The organism is Tessaracoccus rhinocerotis, assembly GCF_007197885.1.
In the GTDB taxonomy this organism is placed as follows: domain Bacteria; phylum Actinomycetota; class Actinomycetes; order Propionibacteriales; family Propionibacteriaceae; genus Arachnia; species Arachnia rhinocerotis.
The window spans coordinates 393,409-416,777 of record NZ_VKKG01000004.1 but is presented as its reverse complement, the minus strand read 5'-3'; the positions used below and the strand labels follow the sequence as shown (position 1 = coordinate 416,777).

Genomic DNA, 23,369 nt, shown 5'->3' with positions numbered 1-23,369 from the left:
GGTGTGACGCTTTCTGCTGCTTGTCATGATGAGACCAGTCTTCCTGCCCGACGTATCGGGCGACAAGACGACTCTCACAACGTCTGGACCTACTAAACGGGGTCAGGCCAGTACTGGCAGCCATGGATGAGTTCGACCGCATAGGCGGGAGACATTCCTCCAGCGATACAGCTTCGGGAAGCCCAGACAATACCTGCTCGTCTACAACGGCAAGAGGTACGACTCAAGAGCCATCGCAGGAGCGGCCCATGGATACCAGCGCGGGGTTCCCCTCGAATGGCGGGACTTCAACGGTGGGGTCTCGACTGCTGCGGCAGCAACTCACTTGCAGCGACTGGGATTCGAGATCGAAATACGTCACTGACGACAATAGATGCGGTTCAGGGGTCGCCTAAAGGAGGAGACCTGTGATCCATGGTCCAGGCGTGAGCAACCATCAGAAGGTTCTGCGTGCCAACGAGACCTCGCCCACGCCACGGCAAGCAGCGGCAATCTCCGATCTGGGAGTGATGATCGAAGTAGTTGAGTTGACCTCCGAGGGGGTCGCCGCCATCGACGCCGCTCAGCAACGCCAGTACCGCTGACAAACCTGTCGGATGTGCCCCCTCTACTGTGGTTGCAGCCGAGCGGCACATCGAGCCAGCATCTCCGGGAGATCGACGCCGAGCCCTTCGGAGACCGACTCCAAATCAGCCAGTGTCCACACCGACTTGCCGGCGCAGAGCGACCGCGCTTTGGCGTCTCCCACGCCCAGCCAGAAGGTGAGGGCCTTCGGCTTCAACTCCTGACGCTCGAGTTCCGCGCGGACTTCCCGAGAGACAGCCATGTTCAGACGCATCATGAAAATGCGCCACCCTCAGGCGCAGTAGCCGGAGGTCTGATCAGCTGCAGGATCTCATCGTGAAGTCGGCGATCCGTAGGCTCTAGCCCGTCGAGGACCTCCTGCAAGGTGACGCTCGACTGCCGGATCTCGCGCCGCGCTGACCTCGTGAGGAACAAGCGCGAGTAGTCCGCGACGTCCGGGTCGACCGTGTCCTGCCAGTTGGGGTCCTCTTCGATGGCGAACCACGCCGACGGTCCAAACTTGATCTGGAGCGGAGACTCACCGGACTCTCCGCCTTCCGAGCCCAGATCGAAGTTGACGGTCCACTGGTAGATCCCTCGAAAGGCTGCACCGACCTTGGTGATTGTTCCCTCCCCGAGGGTCGCGTTCAGCTGGGGTGCGAGTACGTCAGCGCCGTAATTCCTTACTTTCGTCCTGACTCGCTGCAGCAGCTCTCGCCCCTCCCCGAAGCGTTCCCGAGCCTGCTCGGCGACGTCGGTGGCAAACTGCTCGGCTGCGACAGCCTTGCTCGATATCTGGTACCTGCGCGCCTCGCCCGTCTGGCACATCGCCACCACGAAATCCAGCACTTCCCCATCCTGCACGGGCCCTCTCCCCCTTACGAACTTGCGGTACAACTGCTCGATGAACGTGTACGCCTCTGGATTGTCTCGTCCCCACCTATCGTCGCTGGCCAATTCCTCCCGCAGGCGGTTGATCAAGGTGGCGTAGGTGACGACGCGAGCATGCTGCCAGCCCTTCGTCTGGAGCGAGCGGTCCTCGTCCCTGCACAGCAGCACCACAACGCCCCGCCCACCCTTTCGCTGGCTGTAGGCCAGGTAGCGGTCGTAGTCGTGCCCGTGCCCGTCGGAGGTGACGAAGTTCTCGATCACCACCACCGAGGTCTCGCTCTCCAGCACCAAATCGGCGATGTCCCCGGGGTCGGTTGGATCGGAGGTGTTCACCTCCTGCCGAACCCAGTAACCATCGAGAGGGAACGGATCCTCAGATGGTCTAGCACGGTTGACCTCGTCCATGAAGATGCGGGTGAACGTGTCACCCATGCGGTGGGTCCCTCCGGAGTCGAGTAGCCACCGAAAGACGTTGGAGATCTGCTTCTCATGGAGACCGTGGTGCATGACATCGAAGACGTTGAAGCCGAGCTCCGACGACCTCCCCAGCACTGGCAGAATCCCTGTCACCAAGTCGTCCCGCACGACACCTCCCAGGCTGCTAGCTTGCGCCTTGGACTGAATATATCCCTCTCGGGTGAACGCCACGCCGTCCCGCGCAGAGGAAGTCGCCATCCCCCGTGACCCTGTGGCACTCGGCCAACTCCGGCCAAGGCCCCTTCCCCGATCGTCGCGTTGCCGTGGCTGCTCACAGGGCGGCTACACGCGACGATGCCTGGCCTCGCGACGCATCAAGGCTGGCCCCCTACTTCGGCGCGTACGGCTAGCCTCTCCGTCTGCGCTGGATGGCACTCGGTGGGTAAGGTGCGGGGAAGTGATCTACACCGGAGTGGAGTTATGGCATCGATCTTCAAGACGGTCTCCTGGCAAGTCGAACAACTTGTAGGCGGCATTGAGCAGGGCAGCATCCGCCTACCCGATCTGCAACGGCCCTTCGTGTGGCCCACGACCAAGGTCCGCGACCTCTTCGACTCGATGTACCGGGGCTACCCCGTCGGCGAACTGATGTTTTGGGACGACGCATCTGGCGAGGCCAGCCGCGCGATCGGACATGGCTCTGGCCTGGGAGGGCGACACCAGATCGTCGATGGTCAGCAAAGGATCACCAGCCTCTATGCCTCGATCAAGGGCCGTCCGGTGCGCAACTCCGACTACATGGAGAAGCAGATCACCATCTCTTTCAATCCCTTCTCGGAGCGGTTTGAGGTCCGCACTCCCGCTCTCGCGAAGTCGCCCCAGTGGATCGAGAACATTGCGACGTACTTCGAATCGTCCAAGAGGACTGAGCGGGAGTTCATCAAGCGCTACGAGTCATCCGTCGGCGAGCTGACCGACGATCAGGAGGACCACTTGGACAGGGTCTTCGAACGGCTCGGTGACCTCAAGAAGTACACCTTCAACGTGGTTCACATCGCCGGTGAGTCGGGAAAGGGCCTCGTCGCCGACATCTTCGTGCGCATCAACTCTGAAGGGGTCCGCCTCCGAGCGTCCGACTACATCCTGACCTGGCTCTCCGTTTTCTGGCCTGAGGGGCGGGAGCAGATCGAGGACTTCTCCCGGCATTCCAGGATCACGCCCCAACGGGCGTCGGAAATCGCTGGCAGCCCGATTCGATGGACGCCCGTGAACCCGTTCCTCGCCGTTGAGACGTTCCATGTGGTCCGCGCCATGGTGGCCGTCGGACAAGGCCGCGCGCGTCTTCAGGACGCCTACACGGCACTCCAGGCACGCGACCCGCAGACCGGCTACGTGGATGAAGAGAAGCTGCACGAGCAACTCAACCGCCTGCAGCAAGCTCTCCCTGTGGTCACCGATCGGGTCAACTGGACTGAGTTCATCCACGCCATCCAGATGGCGGGATTCCGCCAAGCACGCAACATCACCTCCTCGTTGAACGTGATCTCCAGCTACATCCTGTTCCTGCTGGGACGCACCAGATTCCGCGTGGACATCACGACCCTCAGGGCGGTCATCGCCCGTTGGATTTTCATGGCCCAACTCACCGGCAGGTACACAGGTTCAGCCGAGTCCCAGCTGAGCAAGGACCTGAGCCGGCTGGACCTCGTGGCGACTGGCGATGCGGACGGCTTCGTCAAAGCGCTGGACGAGATCGTCGACGCTGAGATGACTGCAGACTTCTGGCGTTTCGGTATGCCCCAGATGCTTGCGTATTCCAATGCTGCACTGTCGCCCGCCTACCAATGCTATTTGGCCGCTCTCAACATCCTCGACGCCAAGATGTTCATGTTGGACATGCCCGTGTCGCAGTGGATGGATCCGACGCTGCCAACGGTCAAGGGCATGGAGGGACACCACCTGTTCCCCCGGGCCTACCTCGGTCGTGAGCTCGGTATCGACGACGTGAAGCGGGTCAACCAGATCGCCAACTACGCGCCTACCGATTGGGCGACCAACATTCTCATCTCCGACCGGCCGCCCGCCGAGTACTGGCCGGAGCTCTTGCAGGCCCGGCACATCCGTGGGGAGGAACTCCAGCAACAGATGTACTGGCACGCCCTGCCCGAGGACTGGCATCTACTGGAGTACGACGAGTTCCTGGCTCGGCGTCGCGATCTGATTGCTCAGGTCACCCGTGATGCCTTCTCGAAGCTCCGCTCTGGCCGGGCCGCTGGGACGGTCGACGACAACTTCAGCGCTCTCGAGCGCCACGAACCATCGCTTCGCGAGCTTCTGGATGCTGGCCTTCTCCGGCCTGGCGACCTGCTGGACCCGGTGGATCCGGATTGGGTCGTCGACGCAGTGATCACCGACGACGGGACTGTACTGATAGATGGGGAGCACGAGTTCGACGACCTGGACGACGCAGCAAGGTTCCTCGATGTACACAACATCAGCGGCCTAGAGTTCTGGGCGCTCGAAGTGGACGAGGGACTCACCCCCCTCACGGACGTAGCTGAGGAACTCGGCGATCAGGCGGCGTAACCCGACGGGGCCAGCCAGACTGGGCTGATGCCTCGGTTATGTCCGACTTGGTACCAGTAGTGACCAGCGTCGGCCGAGGACGGCCGTTCATGCTGAAGGGCCGCCGGAACGCTGCTGCCTAGTGGGCGTAGGGCGCCGAAGCGGAGGGCACCCAGTCCACGGTGAGGCGGCTAGGACTGGGGCGGCGCTGAATGGCATCCCGGTGCGCAAGTAGGGGCGCTCGAGTACCCACTCCGCCTTTACTCCAAGACTTCGCGGAGGCCAGCCTGGGCGTCCGAGTCGACGAGGGCGAAAGTGGTGATGAGGTAGGCGATCAGGCCACCCCGCGCCCGCATGGCCTGATCAACCGGGCAGCAGCTCACTCACGTGACTCTCGCTACGCAGGTGCAGCGCGCAAGCGCATCTCGGAAAAGGGGGATGTACGCAAATCTTCGGCCCCCGCTTTCGACTCAAGAATGCTGGTCAAGACAACTTCCGCTCCAGCGCTCGCACCAGTGCGCCCATGACTCCCTCACGCTCCCTGCTGACGACAGCCGGCTCATGGCCGCTGACCAGAAGTTGAGCCAACTCCGCTTTAACATTGCTAGCGGTCGAATCAGACCATACTTGGCCGCTGCTCCGAAAGTAGTCCTTCATCCTCAAGGAGAACCTCTTCTGGGGTTGGGTGACCTTCGGGTCACATGTGACGCCGTACCTATCCAAAAGGAGCGGGGCGAAGATGGCTTCGTCAAACAAGTCCTCCAACTCACTCTCACTCATTCCTACGGCGGACAGCATCGTCGCATCGCTGGCTTCAAACCCCAGTTGCTCCAGCCTCGATCTAGCAGCACGCCCCTCCTTGTCGTCATCAAGGACCGCATGAACTCGACACACCGAATCAGCGGACAGCTTAGAGTGGTAGGGCACATTCGAAGCACCGCCAGCATCTCGAATAGCCAGCCTCCCGCTCAGGAGACAGGCCGCAATGACCCGGCTTCTCTCTTTCAGGAGATGCCGGAGTACTACAGCGTCATGAATACCCTCTACAACTAATACGACTTCCGCAGATGTCATATTGTCCGGCAACCTGACCCCCAGGCAATCGCGTACCGCCATGAGATTCTTGGCTGGAGCGGCCGAATGAGATTTCACTATTATGTTTGCACGGGCGGGCTCCCGGCGCACAAGAATGGGCGAGTGGGTGGTGAGTACAACCTGATGCTCAGCTGCGAGTTCGTCAAGCGCTTGCGCCAGTTCCCGTACCGCGCCGGGATGGAGGTGCGCCTCGGGCTCCTCCACAGCAAGAATGCATGTCCCATTGGTTCGGTCAGTGGCGGTCATGCGCAACCAGGCAATCGCCACCAAGCTCTGCACCCCGTCCCCCTTTGTACTCAATGACGTTCGCAGTCCATCATCCAACTGCACGTCGATACGCTCTGGACTCATGAAGCCTGGGCCCAGATCGGCTGCAATACCGATTTCGCGAACACTCGGCACAAGAGACTGCACATGCTTCAGTAGCTTTTCCTGCACAGGAACTAGCGACTCGTTGATCAACCGTTCAAGATGTGCCATGGCGGCGCGATACTCTGAATCCTCGGCTAACGATCGATAGGTAGCCAAGACCTCCCTTCGGACGATAGATAAGCTCTCCTCCGCGGTACGAGAAGCCGGAATGTACTCTACACGAATCCTGCGGGAAATGAATTGCGCGATCTTGCGGATGTTTGCGTTCATCACGGCGCTACTCGGACCCTGCTTGACAATCTTGAAGACAGCTCGCCCCTGCGCATCCAGGAGAACCCTAATCTTGAGATGCCCGTTGAGCGCGTGACCTGTATTCGCTTTGAAGTCTGCCTTGTCAGCCTCATTCAGTTCGAACTCATACTCGAAAACGCTGCTTGCTCCGGGGCTAGTATCCTGAAGCCCTAGAGGAAAATCTCGCGACCAATCATAGCTCTCAAAGTCATCTATCCGGCGGCGAAGCACTCCCCGCGAGAGTCGAGCATCAAAAGGGTCCTGACCGATCCGAGAGAGAGCACGAAGCCCCACCACTATCGCTCGCAGGATATTGGATTTCCCCTCATTGTTCGGACCGACAAGCACCGACAGCGTACTCAAGTCGATGGATTCTGATGTGCGAATCGACCGGTAACGTTCAACCTTGAATCTTGTTACGCGCATAGAGTGTTCACCTTCACAGATATCTTGCGATTGAGTGTTGCCGCACCTCAGTCAATGGGAAACGCGTCTCATCCTCAGCGAATTTTCGGTGGAGTCCTTTGGCCTGGTTCGTTGCCAATACGGGCGCTTGCACACTCCAACCTTGCGGGCCCCCAGATTCCGGCGAAGAAGGCGACCTCAAGGGTTCAGCCCTTTCTCAAGTGCGGACATGGCTACTCTGAAGTCAGCTTCGCGGTCGCGCGGCGCGAACGGGAGTTCGTAGGTGTAGACCACGCCGGCTGGGTGGGTGGCGGTGCGCTCGTCCTCGGTGAGGTTGTCGCCCTTCTTGCGCCAGAGCTGGCGAACCTGCGTCGGAATCAGGCGGCCGTTGGCGTCGTAGATGTAATCGTTCTGGTCGTAGCCGAGCAGGACCGCGAACTGAGTGCGGTAAATCGTGGCGAGCTCGTCAGCCGTGACTCCGAGCATCGTGGCCATCAGCGCGTCGATCTCCACCAGGGCGTTGCGACGGTCCACGTCGCGTCGCAGAGGTGTGTGAGGTGTCCACTCCGGTCCAACGCCACCAAGACCCGGTGCATCGCGATACGCCTTGCCGAGCAACCATTCATCCTCAACGAACGCCGGGTCCCACACCTCGCGCCACAGGTCGGAGTAGGCATCGGTGACACAGTTCAGGCGGAGGGTGCGGAGGAGTAGTCGCGGGATGAGTGGGTGGTCAGACGGCGGTAGTGCCAACTGCATCGCGGTGCTCTGGATGATTCCGCTCTTGGGAAGCGCTCGGACCAGCGCGTCATTAAGCATGGAGGACATGGCGGCGGCAGCTAGTACGACCGAGGGATTGGGCCCGCCCCCGAGGCAGTAGAGTGTGAATATGTGGGCTGCACCTGGTGGAATCACAGCAGGCATCAACGTCCGCTCACCGGTATTCGCAGCCATCCCTCGCCACGCCACGCGGAAGTCGTCTCGTTGTGACGAACCGTTCCACTTGCCATAAGCGGCGTCGTAGACGTCCGAGTCTCCCGTTGGCTTGTATGCCGTCGTGGGAAGGGCATCTGCAGCGAGCGTCTCGAGGTCGACGACCGACCAATCCTTGTTGCTACTCATCGTGGGGTTGGGCGACTTGAAGAACGGGTTTCCCACGTGAAGGTGCGGACCCTGGAGGATCGCATCGCCCCATGACGCCGGGCCCCACTCCTGGACGAATCGACCTTTCTGCCTGTCGGTGGTCTCATTCCATCCCTGTGAGAACTGCAACCCGAGCGATCCCACACGCCGAGCCCGCGCTAGGTGGGCCATGACTTTCGCGGTGGAGTGATTGCTCGTGTAAAGCATACGCGCGGTGCTCGATGGGGCTTCCGCACCCTCCAATATGTCTCGCCACACCGTGAGAGTCACGTCGCTGACGGATTGAATACGTGAACCGTGAGGCCGAAGATCCCACTGGCCCTCATACTTCAGTCCTGGTTCTTCACCCGATCCATCATGCTTCAGTGATCGCGCGACCGTATCGGGATGGTACAGGCCCGCTGCGTTGAGGAACGAAACGCCTCTGGTGGCACCGTAGACATGCACGCCATAATTGACGAGGTTGTGAACCTCGTCGAAAAGCTGCAGTTCGTTAACGAACTGCCAGTGGCGTCTTAGTCGACGATACGTTCGCTCCCTTAACCCCCCTGCCTTATCGTCCGTGAGGTGCGTCTCCGGGTGGATCAATCCCACCGTTCCCCTGCGTGAAGAGTGAGCCCATGTCTGAGCCATGAAACAACGATAGAGATCCGGCCGCAGGCCGAATAACTCCGCGTAGGTGGTGACATCTCCGACGAAGGTACGCAATGCGACCATCTCGGCCGCCCCGGCCGTGACGATGTCGCCAGCCCTGAGGGACTGCAGAGTCTCTGTGCGTCGCGAGAACTTGACAGACTCGGACGGCTTGAGAGCCAACTGCCACCACGGGTCGCTCTCGGCCAGAAGAGCGTCGACGTTCACGTCGGGTCTCACCCAAGGCGGGTTCCCTACCTGGAGGTCGAAGCCTCCGCGGCCAAACACTGTCGCGAAGTCCAACTGCCAATGGAAGAAGCCCTGCTCGCGGGCGACGTCTTCGCATACGCGCAGCCATGGGTGGTCGTCGAGCACGTCCCCTACTCGACGGGCGCCGGCACCTGCGAGTTCGAAGCTCTCCTGGTCGGCCATCGCCTCCCACTGGTCTGCCGGGGAGAGCGTGCCCATCCCCTGCTTCGATCCGCGAGACGATAGCTTCTGGGTGCCGAGGATGCCCTGGGCGGCGTCGATCCACTGGTCGAGGGTCGGCGGGGCCACGTCGTCGCCAGTCAGCGGCCAGAACCAGAGAGCGGTCCAGGCGTCCATCATGCGTCGGAGTCGACGGTAGGCGCCGTCGTCATCGGACAGCGACTCCTCGATCTGCTCGCGGGTCACCACCGTTGCCTGGTGCTGGTTGGCCACGTCCTGGGGCATCCCCCACAGCGGGATCTGCCGAGCCGATTGCTGCTCGGCGACCATGAGGCGGCGGTAGGCCATCGCCCACAGTTCCTCGGCCTCGTGGGAGATCGCTACCAGCTGATCAAGCTGCTTCTTGGTCGGCTTGCCCTTGATCGCCTTGCGCCATGCCTTGACCTTGGCCACGCGGTCGGGGACGAGTTCCTTGGCCTCCTTGGACTCGGACGTCGCTCCCCAGCCTGCGGCGGGTAGGAGCCAGTGGTGGATGCGGCCACCGGAGCCGCTGAGTTCGGGGCGGTCCTGCTCGATGCGGGCGGCGATGTCGGTGAGCGGCTCCGCAGTAGGCGGGGTGGTGAGCCAACGCTTGTCGTTGACCTGATCGCGCGTGTAGAAGGAGCGCGACGCCCCCACCAGCGAGTTGCCGCGGCGCAGCCGCAGCCCAAACCACGGGGCCTGGAGTCCCTCGGCCATCGTGTCCAGCCACAGCGTGATCTCCGCGAACTCCACGGCCGTGGCATTGAGGTCCACGCCGTAGACGTTATGCAGGGCCAGGTAGGCCTTCACCTTCTGCAGCTCGGCCGGGTAGAGATCGGGGTCGATCCGCTCCCCCAGCTCCTCCTGCCGGCGCTTGAGGTACTGCTCGGCCAGCTGCCGGACGGCCTCGATGGCGAACGCGCCGGAGCCGAGGGCGGGCTCGCAGACGCTGAGGCCCAGGATCTCCTCGGCGGTGGTGGTGTGGCCGTCCTGGTCCAGCAGCTCGGCGAGCGCCTCGGAGACGGTGAACTTCGTCAGCACCTCGGGGGTGTAGTAGGAGGCGGAGCGCTGCCGCTGGCGGCCGGAGAGCCGGAAGACGAACTGGCCGCGAGTGTAGCGGCGGCGGCTCCTCTGGCCCGTGACGGGGTCGGTGTCGAGGACGAAGTCCTTGTCGGCCAAGTGGTCGGCACGGTCCACCGGCACCACCCAGGAGCCCTTCTCCGGGTTGCCGTCGCGGGCCACCTCGTAGAGGTCGACGTCAGCGAACGAGCCGGTGTAGCTCATCAGGCCCTCGTAGACGGCACCGAGTTGGTTGATGCCGAGTTCGACGTAGCTGATGAAGCCGCGCTCCTTGCCGGAGCGTTCCTTGCTGAGCAGCAGCCGGCGGAGGACTTCCTGGAGGGCGTGGTTGCCGAGGCCGACCTCGTCGATCAGGGAAGTCGCCTGGGGTGAGAAGAGGTCTGCGCGGAGGGGTTGGAACTCGAGGCCGCGCTCGACTAGGCGGTCATTGGTCGTTTCATAGGTTTCGAGACGCTCAGTCGCTTCGCTCCCTCGCTCCTCAACCAGCGAGTGGCCGCGGTCGACGAGGCGAAAGAGCAGGGCCAGCGACTCGTACAGGTGGGTGCCGGAGCGGGCGCGCGGGGAGGCGAGCTCCACCTGCACCAGCTCCCGGAGCCGGTCCAGTGAATAGCCGCGGGCGTAGTCCGGGTCCCCCACGGGCAGGATCTTCAGCTCCGGCGACGCCTCCGCGTAGAGGAGGAACAGGATCCGGTAGAGGAACCGCAGCGACTGCAGCGCCAGCGGCTGCGCCTGGCTCTGCGGCAGAGGATCGAGGCCCTGGGCGCGCCGTCGATCCACCACCTCGTTGGCGATGAGCTCGATGGATTCCCGCACGCCCTCGCGCAGGTCGGCGGAGACGCCGACGGTGTGAGCGACGGACGCCTCCAGCGTCGCGTCCCACCAGATGTTGCCGTCGGCGTCGGGGGCCAGCGACTCGGCGTCGACGGCCACCAGCGCCCGGTCGATCTCGCCGCCCTGCTTGGTGTCGCCGCGCTCGGCGACGGTGTGGAGGTCGACGGCCAGGTAGCGGCCCTCCGGCCAGCGGGAGGCCTCGGCCACCACCAGCCAGCGGCCGGCCATAATGAGCGCGAACTTCGTCTCCTCGTGGTCGAGGAACAAGGTGGAGACCAGCTTGGTGGCCGAGGTGATCGGGTCCTCGTCATCGACGACGTACGGCTCGGCGAGGGTCTCGGCGTGGCGGGCGAACAGCTCGTCGAGGGTCGCGGCGGGCTTGGCCTCCACCAGCGCCAGGGTCGGTTCGAGGCCGGGAGAACGCAGCAGCCGGACGGGCCCGTTCACCGTCGTCTCGTAGGGGCCGGGCTCGTAGCCGAGGATGCGGCGGAGGTCGGCGTGGAGGGCCGCGGCGGCGTCCGGGTCCGGGTCGTCGTCGGCGTAGAGGGCGGCCATCGCGGTGGCGAGCTTGGAGCGCTCGGCGGTGAACCGCGACTTGGTGGTTGGGTGCTCGGCGTCGCGCCACTGCTTGACCCGGTCCAGGACGCGGGCCAGGTAGGACTCCTTGCGGGCGTCGGTGGTGAAGAAGTGCTCGCTGATCCAGTCCTCGACGACGAGGAGGGCGTCGCTGTCAGCCATGGGTGGCCTCCGGGGTATCGGCGGGGAGGACCACCAGCAGGGGGCGCACCAGCTGGCGGTCTGGGGTCATGTCGCGGCTCAACCGCTCCTGCGCGTCGACGAGCGCGCGGCGGCGGCGCACCTGGTCGCGCTGGATGAGCGCCTCGGCCTCGGACTGCCACTCCTCCGCGCGGGCCACCCACTCGTCGACCCGCGCCTTCGCGGCGTCCGCCGCGGCCTGGAACTGGAACCGTAGGGTGTCCTCGGCGCGCTCGACGGCGGGCCGGACGAGATCGATGTCCGGGAGCTGGACCGGGCCGGGGTTGCTGCGCTCGCCGATGACGCCGACGTCGGCGAGCATCTCCCCCGCCGTCGCGTGCACCTCGACGAAGGGCGTGGCGCCGTGGAACTGGGCGGACAACCACGACGAGGCCACCACCTGGCCGCGGCGATTGATGAGGGTGCCGTTGAGCAGGACGGTGGGCACGTCGACGTCGCCGCGGACGGCGAAGATCTCGCCGCGGGCCAGCCGGGACAGCGCGCGGTCGGCGGCCCAGTCCAGCACCGGGTGGAGGGGGCCGAGGTAGTGGGCCTCCGGCCAGGAGGAGGCGCTGGTGTCGGTGAGGGCGGCGTCGAGGATGGTGCTCGCGGCGTTGGGCTCGGTGACGAGCTGGAGGCGCTCGAGGACGTTGCGGTCGGCCAGGTAGCTCTGCGGGAGCACCTCGAAGCGCTGGCGCAGATCGGCGGGTGGGACGAACTCGACGATGTGCTCGGCCTGATGTTCGCGCCACGCGACGCCGCCGAGGTCCCGAGGGAGGGGCTTGTCCTCGGGTGAGGGGTAGTACTCGTGGAGGGCATCGCGGAGGAAGTCCACCGGCTTGGCGTAGAGGAGGTGGTCGCCGACGACGGCGGGCTCGGGCTGATCGTCGGCGTCGTCGTCGAGGTACTGGGCCAGCCAGTCGTCGACGCTGGTGGCGATGTCCTCGGGGCTGGCCACCACGTCGTCGAAGCTCTTGGAGCCGGCGAGCACCTGGCGGATGGCCTCCTCCTCGGCGGTGACGCTGTAGCGGCCCATGAGGCTGGCGGCGTCCCCGAGGGCGCGGTGGGCCTCGTGCTCGCGAGCGACGAGGGCGGTGAGGACGCGGATGTCGCCGGAGAAGCGCTCATTCGCGGTGTTGAGCAGCAGCGTGGTGATCTGCGGGGGCTGCTTCTGGCCGTAGCGGTCGATGCGGCCGTTGCGCTGCTCGATGCGGATGAGAGACCACGGGATGTCGTAGTGGATGAGGTGGTGGCACTGCTTGTGGAGGTTGACGCCCTCGGAGGCCACGTCGCCGGTGACGAGCACCCGGATGGGTGAGCTGGTCTGCTTGAAGCTCTCGACGATGGCCTGCTGCTGGTCGTCGGCCAGGCCGCCGTGGAGGACCTCCACCTGATCGGGTTTGAGGCCGAGGTCCTTCTGGAGTTTGGCCTGGAGCCAGTGGAGGGTTGCGACGCGCTCGGAGAAGACGACGGCGCGCATGGGTGAGGACTTGCCGACGCGGACTTCGTCGCGGAGGTAGCTGACCAGGGCCTGGTACTTCGACGAGGTGGCCATGGTGGCGTCGTTGAGGACGGCCAGGCGGCGCAGGGCCTCGGCCTCGCGGTGGGCGGCGGGTGTGTGGTCGAGGCGCTCGATGCGGTTGTGCAGGGTGTCGCGGAGGGCTGCGGGCGAGGACAGGAAGGCCTTCGCCAGCGTCCAGGGGAACAGCGAGCCGTTGGCGCCGGAGTAGGGCGAGGTGATCGTCGGGCGGAGCCACGTGTCGACCAGCTCGTCGACGACGGCGTCCTCCTGCGGGGAGGCATCGATGAGGCGGTTGTCGGGCTCGAGGCGCTCGGCCCAGTCGGCCCCCACCTCCTCGGCCACCTCGGCGCTGTGGCGGTGTCGCCGGATGGTGAGCTGCTCGACGCGGCGGGCGTCGAGGTCGCCGTCGGCCTTGACGGCGGTGGGGTCGAGGAGGCGGACCAACTCGGCGAACGACTCGCGCGACCCGTTGTGCGGGGTGGCGGAGGCGAGGATCAGGGCGTCGGCCTGCGGCGCGAGGATGCTGGCCAGCCGGTTGTTGAGGGTGGCGGTGTTGGTGACGTTGTGCGACTCGTCGATGACGACCGCGTCCCAGTGGTGGCGGCGCAGGTCGTGGACGAAGCGCTCCTGCTTCAGCGTGTCGATGGAGATGATGACGCGGCGGAAGTAGGAGAACGGGTTGCGGTTGGCGGGCAGCTTCTGCTTGACGCGGGCCACGCCCTGGGAGTCGAGGCGCACGAACGGGATGGCGAAGCGGCTCCACATCTCGTGCTGCATCTGCTCCAGCACGTGTCGCGGGGTGACGACGAGGATCCGCTCGCCGCGGCCGCGGCGGATGAGCTCAGAGAGGATCATGCCGATCTCGAGCGTCTTGCCGAGGCCGACGGCGTCGGCCAGCAGGATGCGGGGCCGCAGAGTCGCGGGGTCGAGGGCCTTGGCGACGGCCTTGTGCTGGTAGCCCAGCTGGCGGGCGAGCATGCGCGGCGAGACGGTGAGCGAGTCGTCGCTGAGGGGGACGGCGGTCTTGCGGAGGGTCGATTCGACCCAGAGCCGGGAGCGGCGGTACTTGGGCGAGTCGTCGGCGCGGACGGTGGTGTCACGGGGGTCGTTGAGCTTGATCCGGTCCAGCGAGGGGTAGAAGACAGCGTCCTGGCCGCGGACCAGGTCAGAGAGGCCTTGCGCGTTGAGGACGGGTCCGTCGGAAGACTCGTCAACTGACGTCACAAGCCAGTCCTCGTCGCGCACCACGACGACGTTGCCGGGTGCGAAGGTGTCAGTGTCGATCATTTGACTGCAGCATATCCATTCCAATCAGCCCGGGGCCGGTGCCCGTCGGATAGTGAGGACGAAGCCTGACTGTTCGCCTCGAGCGCATCCCACGCGGCGATGGTTCGATGGGCGACCGCTCCCAGCGAGCGTGCCTTGCGCCCGCGCTTCTTCGTGGCCGATTTCTTGGAAGGCTTCGTCGCTCCTGGCTCGGGCCTGGCCCGTCGTGGACGGGATTCGGCCGCTGGGGCTGGTGCGCCATAGGCGGCCCGTCTGGGTATGGGGTGGGCGCTGCTGTCCGATGCCGGCTCCTGATCCTCCAGACCAGCCAACTGCCGGGCACGGGTCATCATCAGCTTCTCGATCTGTCGGACCCGCTCGCGGGTGACCCCCAGCCTGGCGCCGATGGCATCGAGTGTCTCCGGCTCCCCGGTGACCAATCCGTGGCGCGCACGCAGCACGAAAGCACCTCGCGGGTCCTCATGTTCGAGGGGGCCCATGATCCGCCTCAGGGTTTCCTGCCTGGCCATGGCGTCGACCACCGCTTCCTGGTTCTCAGGCGGATCGCCGACGATGGGTCTGCAGACCAGGGCATCCTCGACCTCATCCGCAAGCTGGTCAACGCTCATCAGGGGCTGCCACAGCCTGACGATCCGCTCCAGCTCATCCCGCGGGACCTCCGGGTCCACGAGGCCTTTCGGGTGGGCGCTAAGGAACTGCCTCCACGTCAGGCCCTTCTCACGTCGAATCCCGTCCACCTGCCGCATTCGCTCATCCATGTGGACGGGGATGCGAATGGTCCTGCCCTGATCGGCCAGCCCGCGCGTGGTCGCCTGCTTGATCCACCAGGTCGCGTAGGTCGAGAACTTGGTCCCCTGCCGGTAGTCGAACTTCTCAACCGCTCGGATCAAACCGATGTTGCCCTCCTGGATGAGGTCCAGGAACTCGAGGCCCCGTCCGCTGTAGCGCTTGGCTATCGACACGACGAGGCGGAGGTTGCTGACGATCATCGTGTGCTTGGCTTCGGCCCCGAGAGACACGAGGCGATGCAGGCAGTCCCTGTTCCTGCGAACATCACCGCTCTCCAAGAGGTGTTCCGCGTAGAGGCCTGCCTCGATGGCCTTGGCCAGTTCCGTCTCCTCCTCGGCCGCAAGGAGCGGGTACCGGCGAAGCTGCCCGAGGTACACGCCGAGGGAATCATCACTAATCGTCCCCGGAACGCGGACCCCGGCCTTGCCCGTACTGAGTCCAGTCCCCGTCCGCGTCGTCGGGACGTAGCGTCCGGATTCCACCTCCTCCGGGTCCTGCCGCGCATGGCTGGGCGGTGCGCTCGGCTGCTGGCCCGAATCCGGTGCGAGGCGGCGGGAGGAATCAACCGTCGGCCTGGCGGCGTCCGTGATCTGGGCCTGCGCCTCGCTGGCCTGTCCGTGTTCGATGCCCAGGAACTCGAGGAGTTCCTCGAACTGGCCTGCCTCCAGCCGGAACTGCCCGTACTCCTGGGCGTGCGGTATGCACTGCTCGTAGAAGTCGGGCAGGTGGTCGGCCGAGAACGGGTCCTCGACGCTGCCGGCGGCATACAGCACGACGAATCTGGCGGTCTTGCCCGGTCGCTTGCGCAGCACGCGGCCAAGCCGCTGGATCATCTGCCGCCTGCTGCGGTTGGCGGCCAGCACGACGCCGAGGTCCGCTTCCGGGATGTCGACGCCCTCGTCCAGGATGCGGGGCGCTGTCAGAGCCGTCACCGCTCCGTCCCGGAACAGTTCGATCCGTTCCTCGCGCTCGTCAGAATCCATCTGGCCATGGACCGCGGCCGCCGTGCATCCCGTGCTCCGCAGGACCTCGGCGGCGGCGAGGCTGGACTCCTGGGTCTGCGTGAACACGACGCTGCCCTTGGATGCCGCGACGGCCGGTGCGAGCCCGGCCAGCGCCAGCTGCTTCATCTTCGTCTCGGCCAGAACCCGCTTACGGGCTGAGAAGCGCGCCATGTAGCGTCTGGCCAGCCCTCCTCCGCCACCGACGGTGCGGTCCTCCGCCAGGACGCTCACGGACTGCAGGAATGCACTGACCGGCTCCGTTGGTATGTCGTATCGCATGACCAGGGCGCGCCTTGCCTCGCTGAGCTCCTCGGTCAGCGCGTCGTACTCCCGCCGCTCCTCCGCCGACAGCGGAACGCTCACGTACGCGAACTTGAACGGGGAGATCAGCCCGTCGGCCAGCGCCCTCTCGTAACCGAGGTCGTAGACGATGCCGCCGAAGTACTGCTCGAGGATCTCGTCACCGTCATCCCCGCGCTCGAGGGTGGCTGTGAGGCCAAGCCGCCAGCGGTACCCCATCCTCAGCGCGTGGGAGAAGGAGTCCGCCCCGTAGCGGTGGCACTCGTCAGCAACCAGCAGACCCTTCTCACCAAAGGGCAGCACGGGCCCACGCATCGCTGAGTGGACGGTGGTGACGAGAACCTGCCAGTCCCCAGCCTTACCAGTGGACATTCGAGCGGCCGGCAGCAACTCCGTGAGCGTCTGTTCCCACTGCTTGACGAGGACCCGGGTGGGGACGATGACGACGGCACGCCGCCCGATCTCCAACGCTTCGGCGATTGCCGCCACGCCCACCCTGGTCTTGCCAGCTCCCGTCACCGCCTGGACGACCCCATGAGATCCTGCGCGACGCCAGGACTCCATCGCCTCCTCCTGCCAAGGACGCAGGCCCAGCGCGTCCGACGAGACGCGAGGGTGCACCTGATCCAACGTGGCAACACTGCCCACGACGATTCCCCCTGTGAAGCGGTTTCAAGTTGCGTCGAACATATCGGGCATGTCCGACAAGAAATCCCCAGAACCGCCGTGCGAGACATTGGGCGCCCGGACCGCGGCCTCCAGGCAGGGTGGACCTCCAGCACTCGACAAACCTGTCTTGGCAGCGGTAGACATGCCCCATGACCGATTTGTCCCACCGCAAGACCAATAGCCGCCTGCTTGTCACCACACCCTCCGGCGAGCCGCTCAGTGACGCGCAGGTCACCGTCGAGCAGGTCGACCACGCGTTCGGCTTCGGCAACATCGGGTTCGAGTTCGTCGACTGGATCGGGGGTCCGCCGACGGGCGCCGAGCGCAGCAACCACCAGCCGACGACGGACATGGAGTCCCTCAGCGAGCTGTGGCTGGACCTGTTCAACCAGGCCACGCTCCCCTTCTACTGGCGACAGTTCGAGCCGACCCCCGGCAACCCCGAGACCGAACGGCTGCAGGCCACCGCACGTTGGTTCCGCGAACGTGGCATCCGGTTGAAGGGCCACCCGCTGCTGTGGCACACCCTCGCACCGCAGTGGCTGCTGGAACTCGACGACGACGGCGTCGAGGCGGCCATCCGCGGGCGCATCACCCGCGACGTCACGCAGTTCGCCGGTCTCGTCGACCACTGGGACGCGATCAACGAGGTGGTGATCCTCCCCGACTTCACTGCCGAGCAGAACGCCGTCACCCGCCTGGCGCAGAAGCTGGGGCGCGTCGGCATGGTCCGGCTCGCGTTCGAGACCGCCCGGGAGGCAAACCCTGACGTCCGCCTGGTGCTCAACGACTTCGAGCTCACGCAGGCCTACGCCGACCTGATCCGCGACTGCCTCGACGCCGGCGTCGAGATCGACGCCATCGGCCTGCAGACCCACATGCACCAGGGCTTCCGCGGCGCGGACGGGATCCAGGAGCGCCTCGAACTGTTCGCCCAGTTCGGCATCCCGCTCCAGCTGACCGAGACCACGCTCGTCTCCGGTGACCTGATGCCTCCCCACATCGTCGACCTCAACGACTACGTCGTGGACGACTGGCCCTCCACCCCCGAGGGCGAGGCCCGGCAGGCCGACGACCTGGTGCAGCACTACACCACCACCTTCACCCACCCGTCCGTCGAGTCGGTCACCTACTGGGGCATCACGGACCACGGCGCCTGGCTGGGCGCACCGTGCGGCCTGCTGCGCAGGGACGGCACCCCCAAGCCCGGCTACGACGCTCTGCACAAGCTCATCAAGGGCGAGTGGTGGTACGGCTCGCAGGAGCACACCACCGACTCCGACGGCTGCCTCCACGTCGACTCCTTCGCCGGCCGGTACCGGGTCACGACCGAAGCCGGCACCGCCGAGGTGGAACTCCCCCGCGGCTTCAGTGGCGACGTCGTGGTTGACCTCGCACGCGCCAGGCCACGGCCGAATTGGTGATATCCTTGTCGTGATATCAGGAGGTCACGATGGAACAGATACTCATCAGGAATCTGCCTCCCGGCACGAAGGCGGCTCTCAGACGACACGCAGAACAGCACCACCGGTCGATGGAGGCGGAGGTCCGACGCATCCTCGCCGACGCGCTCCAACACCAGCCAGAATCCTTGGTGGATCTGCTCGCCAGCGACGAAGGGGCCGACATCGAGTTCACCCCGCAGAGGCTGGGGCTGGGCACCCGAACGACGGACCTATGAACTACGTGCTGGACACCGACGTCGTCTCGGCGCTGAGGCTACGAGGCCGCGAACCACTGGCAGAAGCCTGGGCAGCCTCCGTTCCAGTTGCAGAGCTCTTCGTCACAGCCTTGACGATGGTGGAGATCGAGGTAGGTGTCGCCAGGAAGGAACGCGAGGATCCCCGGCAGGGCGAAGTTCTGAGACGGTGGTTCGAGGAACGCGTCCTACCTGCTTTCGCAGGTCGTGTGCTCCCATTCGACCTCCCTGCAGCGCGTCGCCTCAGCACGTACCGAGTGCCTGAGCACGCTCCATACGATGACGCGTTGATCGCCGCTGTCACCGAAACGAACCAGATGACGCTTGTCACCCGCAACACCAAGCACTTCCAACCGCTCGGACTGACCTGCATCAACCCGTGGGGTTGATTCGGGCCTGTTGGTCCGTCTCCTGCGGGCGTATTCTTGGGTGATGAGGCGCACGGGGGCGGCGATGATCGGCGTGGCGTTGGCACTCGCCGGCTGCACTGATGCGCCCGCTCCCCCTCCAGAGGAACCGACGCCGTCGCTGACGGCTACGAGCGCGGAGACCTCGCCAGCCACGACCTCATCCGAGGAGCCGACGACGGCGACCCCCACCACCCCAGACGAGACCACCCCCGCCCAGACGGCAACCGGTGAGGCACCCTCGCCGACCGCGACGGAGCCCGACGACGTCGAATCAGTCCACCCCTGGCTCACCGCACCCTCGAGCCAGGGCCCGCCGTCGCAGCCCCCGGACACCGCGCAGGAAATCACCGGCGTCCGCGTCGGCACCCACGACGGGTACGACCGCATCGTTCTGGAACTCACAGGCGCCGACCCCACCCTCGGCTGGTTCGCCGGCTACACCGAGGAGGCCATCGAGGACCCGACCGGGAACCCACTCGACGTCGAGGGGGATGCCTTCCTGCAGCTCGGGGTGAACGGCATCGACTGGGCCAATGAGTCCCCGGAGCGCTACTCCGGCGACACCGTCCCGGGCGAGGGCCTGGAGGTGGTCACCGAGGTGGTGTTCGGCGGCCTGTTCGAGGGCCAGCAGCAGATCGTCATCGGGCTCGACGAGGAGACCGCCTACCGGGTGTTCGCGTTGTCCGACCCCGCCCGCATCGTCGTCGACGTCCAGCACGATTGACAGAGTCGGGCCGGCGGTCCGGGAGAGCAGGTGTCGGATGGTCGAGCTCCCGGTGGGGTTCAGACGCTTCAGCAGGAACGGGTTCGTGAACTACCAGTTGAACCGGTGGTACTCGCTCGGGTACTCACGGCTGCAGGATCTCGAGACCGCCGGCCGCGAGATCCGCCGAGTGGCCGACAACAAGCCGGTGTTCACCAAGCTGGCCGAAGCCGCCGTGCGAGAGGGACGTTGGCGCAACGCGGCGTTCGCGTTCAGGGCCGCAGAGTTCCTGACCGATCCCGCCGACCCCGACAAGTCGGTCCTGTACGGGCGCTTCGTGGAGGCATTCGACCGGGGATTCGCCGACGAGGGCTTCGAGCGTGGACTGGTGCCCTACGGGGCCGGCCACCTGCCCACGCTTCGTCTGCGCGCAGTTGGCCACCGTCGGGGAACAGTGGTCGCCCACGGCGGGTTCGACTCGTTCATGGAGGAGTTCTTCTGCTTCTGGCGGGTGCTGGCCGACCGGGGATACGACGTCGTCGCCTTCGAGGGTCCCGGACAGGGGGCGGCCCACCGCGTGCACGGCCTGGCCCACGACCACGACTGGGAGAAGCCCACTGGTGCGGTCCTGGACCACTACGGGCTGGAGGATGTGGCCCTACTGGGGATCTCGTTCGGCGGCTACTGGTGCGTGCGGGCGGCGGCGTTCGACAAGCGGATCACCCGGCTGATCGTGGACCCGCCGCTGTACGACCTCGTCGCGGCGGCAGGGCCGGTGCTGCGTCGGATACTGCGAGAGATGTTGGCCCGACCAGCCCTGCTGAACTGGTCGATTCGCCTGCGGATGCGGGCGTTCCCGGTGCTGCGCCACACGGTGCGGCAAGCGTTGTTCATGACCAACCAACTGGACGCGGAGCCGTCAGCGGCCGTGCAGTGGCTGTTGGGGATGAACGAACGCCACCTGAGCTCCGAGCTGGTCGACCAGGACGTCCTTCTGATGGGCGGGGAGAAGGATCGGTTCCAACCGTTGAAGCTCTTTCACCTGCAGCGGGTGGCGATGGTCAACGCCAAGTCGTTGAGCGGTCGCATCTTCTCCTCTGCCGAGCATGCCGAGAACCACTGCCAGATGGGCAATCTTCGCCTGGCCCTGCGAGTCATGGCCGACTGGCTCGACGGCGCACCGGGCGCGTCATCGTGAACAGCTGCCAACCCACCATGGCGAACCAGGTGGGCAGGAGCAGGCCGTAGATCATGTAGCCGGCGCCGAGGAAGGGACGCAGCGCCTCGCTCACGATCCCGAGTAGCCCGGTCACAACTCCAACGACGGCGACGGCGCGCCCCAGACCCGCACGGCGCACGAGCAACGACAGGATCAGGATGCCCGCCGCAGTCAGGACACCGCCCCAGGACACGGCATTCGTCGTCGCGATCAGGGCATCAGCGGCGGAGACAAGGCCAGCCCGCTGCTCCTCCGAGTCCGCTTCCCGGTATGCCGAACTCAGGACCACCAGACCGCCGTGCAACGACTGCGGGCTGCTTCCCAGGGCCAAGGCGATGATCTCGGAGGCGGCCCCGAGCAGTCCCCCGATGGCCGCGACGCTCTTGTCGACCCCCTTCACAGCGACGGCGAGGGCCGCGAAGACCAGCATCGCAGGAACCGCCAGCCCGACGAACGACACCAGTTGGGTGAGGTAGACCGCCTTGTTCGAGTCGATGTACTCCAGCAACGCGCGACCGTCGGTCGGTGGGACGGGGGCCACGAACAGCAGCGTCACGGGCACCAGCACCATGATCACGAACAGCAGCGCCGACACTGCCCCGACCCTATAGAGGCTCCTCCACGACGGGGCCGGGCCCTGTGCACCCCCGGGCCGGGTCATCGGACTCGTGCCCTTCGCTCGGAGCGAGACTTGATGCCCTGCAGCATTCTGCGCTCCATGACGAATCCGATGGGCTCGACGATTCCCCACAGCAACCGCTGGGAGTCGGGGTGCGTGTTGCGCTGCCGGGTCACCAACCTGGTGGCACGCCCACCCTCCGTCGGCTGCAGCACCCACTGCCACGTGGCGCCGGAGCCGTCGCGCACCGGCGTCGGGACCGGCTCGCCGGATGCGGGCTGGGCGCTGACGAGCACCAGTGAGCGCTCGGCCTCCACCGAGGCGACGCTGAAGCACGGTGAGCCGGGCTTGCCCAGCCGGACTGTGTCCCCGGGTACGACGTCCTGGTGCTGCGGCAGGATCCGGTCGGCGCTGTGGATTTGCAGACCAAGGAGGTTCTCGAGGGCGTCGTAGCTGTAGAGGCCACCGCGGCCCTGACCCAGCTGCGCCAGCCACGGCCACACCGCGTCCGGGGGCGCGTCGATGGTGATGGCGCGCGTGGACTCCATCCGAGGGTCGGGAACGAGCTCGTCGCCCGGCAGGGCCGCGCGGCACTCGGCCTCCGTCGCGCCCCACCGGTTGTACCGGGAGCGCAGCAGCGGCGAGCCGATGAGGGTGGCGACGATGGCCACCGCTCCCCCGGCGGCTTCCATCGTCGCGCCCAACGGGCGGGTGGCGCGTGCCGGAGGGATGAGGACGGGGTTCTCCTCGACCGCCTCCGCCCCGAAGTCGAGGATCGCGTAGGTGAGGTCGCCATCGGGGAGGTGCCAGACCGCCGACGCTCGCTTGGGCAGCGGCCGCCCGTCCGAGTGCTGCCATCCCTCAACCGGGGTGGACCACGGCGAGCGCACCGGCCCGCCGGGGAGGTCGGCCCAGCGGTCCTCGGTGTGGAAGTCGACGGGCAGACCGGCGTCGTCGACGACGACACGGGCACGCACCGTCCGGCCGGCGTCGGAGAGGCTGACGTCGAAGCAGCGCTCGTCAACCTCATCGAACTCGGCACCGGCGGTCAGCAGCATCGATGGCGAGAGCATCACGGCGTCGTTCAGCCAAGTGGTGAGCTCGCCGACGTCGAACGCCTCGCCCACGCCGTCTGCCACGACGAACGTGTCCAGAAGTCTGCCGCGCATGCGGCCCCGGCCCTCGACGTAACTGTCGAGCCCCACCATGGGAAGCACGCCACCGGCCATCGAGATCCGCATCCAGAACAGCCGCGCGATCGGGTCCACCGTGCTGTACTGCCACACCTGCACGGGCATGAACTGTTGCCCCTCCCGCAGCCGGAACCGGCCGGTCAGGTGCGCACGGAACGACGAGACGGCGGGGCGTCCGAGTACACCCATGATGCGGAAGTACCGCTGGACGACCTCTGGCAGCGACGCAACCCACTCCTCTGTCACGGCGGGACCGGGTGACGGCGGCGTCAGTGCCGCTGCGTCGCGGTCCAAGCGCTGGCGGATGTCGCGCCCGGTGATTCTTGCGAACATGCTCCGACCTCTCCACAAGAAGCGTAGGCCTGGCCGTAGCCGCCATCTGCCCCCCCCCCCCCCCCCCCCCCCCCCCCCCCCCGCGTTAGCGGCCCGGCGGCCGCCACCTGCGTTGTGGACCGCGATCCG

Annotated in this window: 15 protein-coding genes and 1 pseudogene; 8 read left to right on the top strand and 8 right to left on the bottom strand. The window is 65.8% G+C overall.

Annotation, left to right across the window (positions count from 1 at the left end; translation table 11 throughout):
• Positions 1-157: 157 nt before the first annotated feature.
• Together FOJ82_RS17105 and FOJ82_RS16245 are read left to right on the top strand one after the other, a co-directional pair.
• Positions 158-364, top strand: a pseudogene (locus FOJ82_RS17105) (ScoMcrA-related endonuclease); the annotation flags it as partial.
• A 61-nt stretch (positions 365-425) separates the two neighbouring features.
• Positions 426-584: a hypothetical protein gene (locus FOJ82_RS16245; RefSeq protein WP_185975753.1), complete on the top strand. Its 159-nt coding sequence runs from the start codon at positions 426-428 to the stop codon at positions 582-584.
• A 23-nt stretch (positions 585-607) separates the two neighbouring features.
• Here the strand turns inward: FOJ82_RS16245 and FOJ82_RS11700 are convergent, their stop codons facing one another.
• Positions 608-841, bottom strand: coding sequence for a hypothetical protein (locus FOJ82_RS11700; RefSeq protein WP_143938654.1), 234 nt, complete (start codon positions 839-841; stop codon positions 608-610).
• Positions 838-2,040, bottom strand: coding sequence for a PD-(D/E)XK nuclease family protein (locus FOJ82_RS11695; RefSeq protein ID WP_185975752.1), 1,203 nt, complete (start codon positions 2,038-2,040; stop codon positions 838-840). The genes FOJ82_RS11700 and FOJ82_RS11695 overlap by 4 nt, the downstream gene beginning before the upstream one ends.
• Before the next feature lie 312 nt (positions 2,041-2,352).
• Here FOJ82_RS11695 and FOJ82_RS11690 point away from each other — a divergent pair, with 312 nt between their 5' ends.
• The gene (locus FOJ82_RS11690; protein WP_143938652.1) at positions 2,353-4,458 is read left to right on the top strand and encodes a GmrSD restriction endonuclease domain-containing protein; all 2,106 of its coding nucleotides are present in this window, start codon (positions 2,353-2,355) and stop codon (positions 4,456-4,458) included.
• Positions 4,459-4,920: 462 nt separating this feature from the next.
• On the opposite strand, the gene FOJ82_RS11685 is transcribed toward FOJ82_RS11690, so the two are convergent.
• From FOJ82_RS11685 to FOJ82_RS11670, 4 genes are all read right to left on the bottom strand, one after another.
• Complete coding sequence (locus FOJ82_RS11685) at positions 4,921-6,621, bottom strand: ATP-dependent nuclease (protein ID WP_143938651.1); 1,701 nt, start codon at positions 6,619-6,621, stop codon at positions 4,921-4,923.
• Positions 6,622-6,798: 177 nt separating this feature from the next.
• Positions 6,799-11,475: a class I SAM-dependent DNA methyltransferase gene (locus FOJ82_RS11680; RefSeq protein WP_143938650.1), complete on the bottom strand. Its 4,677-nt coding sequence runs from the start codon at positions 11,473-11,475 to the stop codon at positions 6,799-6,801.
• On the bottom strand, positions 11,468-14,302 hold the full coding sequence (locus FOJ82_RS16960; RefSeq protein ID WP_143938649.1) for a helicase-related protein: 2,835 nt from the start codon (positions 14,300-14,302) through the stop codon (positions 11,468-11,470). Before FOJ82_RS16960 ends, FOJ82_RS11680 begins: the two co-directional genes overlap by 8 nt.
• The gene (locus FOJ82_RS11670; protein ID WP_143938648.1) at positions 14,299-17,016 is read right to left on the bottom strand and encodes a sigma-70 family RNA polymerase sigma factor; all 2,718 of its coding nucleotides are present in this window, start codon (positions 17,014-17,016) and stop codon (positions 14,299-14,301) included. Before FOJ82_RS11670 ends, FOJ82_RS16960 begins: the two co-directional genes overlap by 4 nt.
• Positions 17,017-17,213: 197 nt before the next feature.
• On the opposite strand from FOJ82_RS11670, the gene FOJ82_RS11665 reads away from it, so the two are divergent.
• The 5 genes from FOJ82_RS11665 (at position 17,214) to FOJ82_RS11650 (ending at position 21,074) form a co-directional block, all read left to right on the top strand.
• Positions 17,214-18,488, top strand: coding sequence for an endo-1,4-beta-xylanase (locus tag FOJ82_RS11665; RefSeq protein ID WP_143938647.1), 1,275 nt, complete (start codon positions 17,214-17,216; stop codon positions 18,486-18,488).
• Between the two features lie 29 nt (positions 18,489-18,517).
• On the top strand, positions 18,518-18,745 hold the full coding sequence (locus tag FOJ82_RS11660; RefSeq protein ID WP_143938646.1) for a FitA-like ribbon-helix-helix domain-containing protein: 228 nt from the start codon (positions 18,518-18,520) through the stop codon (positions 18,743-18,745).
• Positions 18,742-19,152 carry a type II toxin-antitoxin system VapC family toxin gene (locus tag FOJ82_RS11655; protein WP_143938645.1) on the top strand — a complete coding sequence of 137 codons (411 nt, stop codon included), beginning with the start codon at positions 18,742-18,744 and terminating at the stop codon, positions 19,150-19,152. The genes FOJ82_RS11660 and FOJ82_RS11655 overlap by 4 nt, the downstream gene beginning before the upstream one ends.
• A gap of 43 nt (positions 19,153-19,195) precedes the next feature.
• Positions 19,196-19,897 (top strand): AMIN-like domain-containing (lipo)protein, encoded by a 702-nt coding sequence (locus tag FOJ82_RS16240; protein ID WP_185975751.1) that lies wholly within the window; start codon positions 19,196-19,198, stop codon positions 19,895-19,897.
• A gap of 85 nt (positions 19,898-19,982) precedes the next feature.
• Positions 19,983-21,074, top strand: coding sequence for an alpha/beta hydrolase family protein (locus FOJ82_RS11650; protein ID WP_185975750.1), 1,092 nt, complete (start codon positions 19,983-19,985; stop codon positions 21,072-21,074).
• On the opposite strand, the gene FOJ82_RS11645 is transcribed toward FOJ82_RS11650, so the two are convergent.
• Both FOJ82_RS11645 and FOJ82_RS16500 read right to left on the bottom strand, forming a co-directional pair.
• Complete coding sequence (locus FOJ82_RS11645; RefSeq protein ID WP_143938643.1) at positions 21,031-21,690, bottom strand: hypothetical protein; 660 nt, start codon at positions 21,688-21,690, stop codon at positions 21,031-21,033. The genes FOJ82_RS11650 and FOJ82_RS11645 overlap by 44 nt on opposite strands.
• 62 nt (positions 21,691-21,752) lie before the next feature.
• Positions 21,753-23,240 (bottom strand): DUF6544 family protein, encoded by a 1,488-nt coding sequence (locus tag FOJ82_RS16500; RefSeq protein WP_221933136.1) that lies wholly within the window; start codon positions 23,238-23,240, stop codon positions 21,753-21,755.
• Between the last annotated feature and the right edge of the window lie 129 nt (positions 23,241-23,369).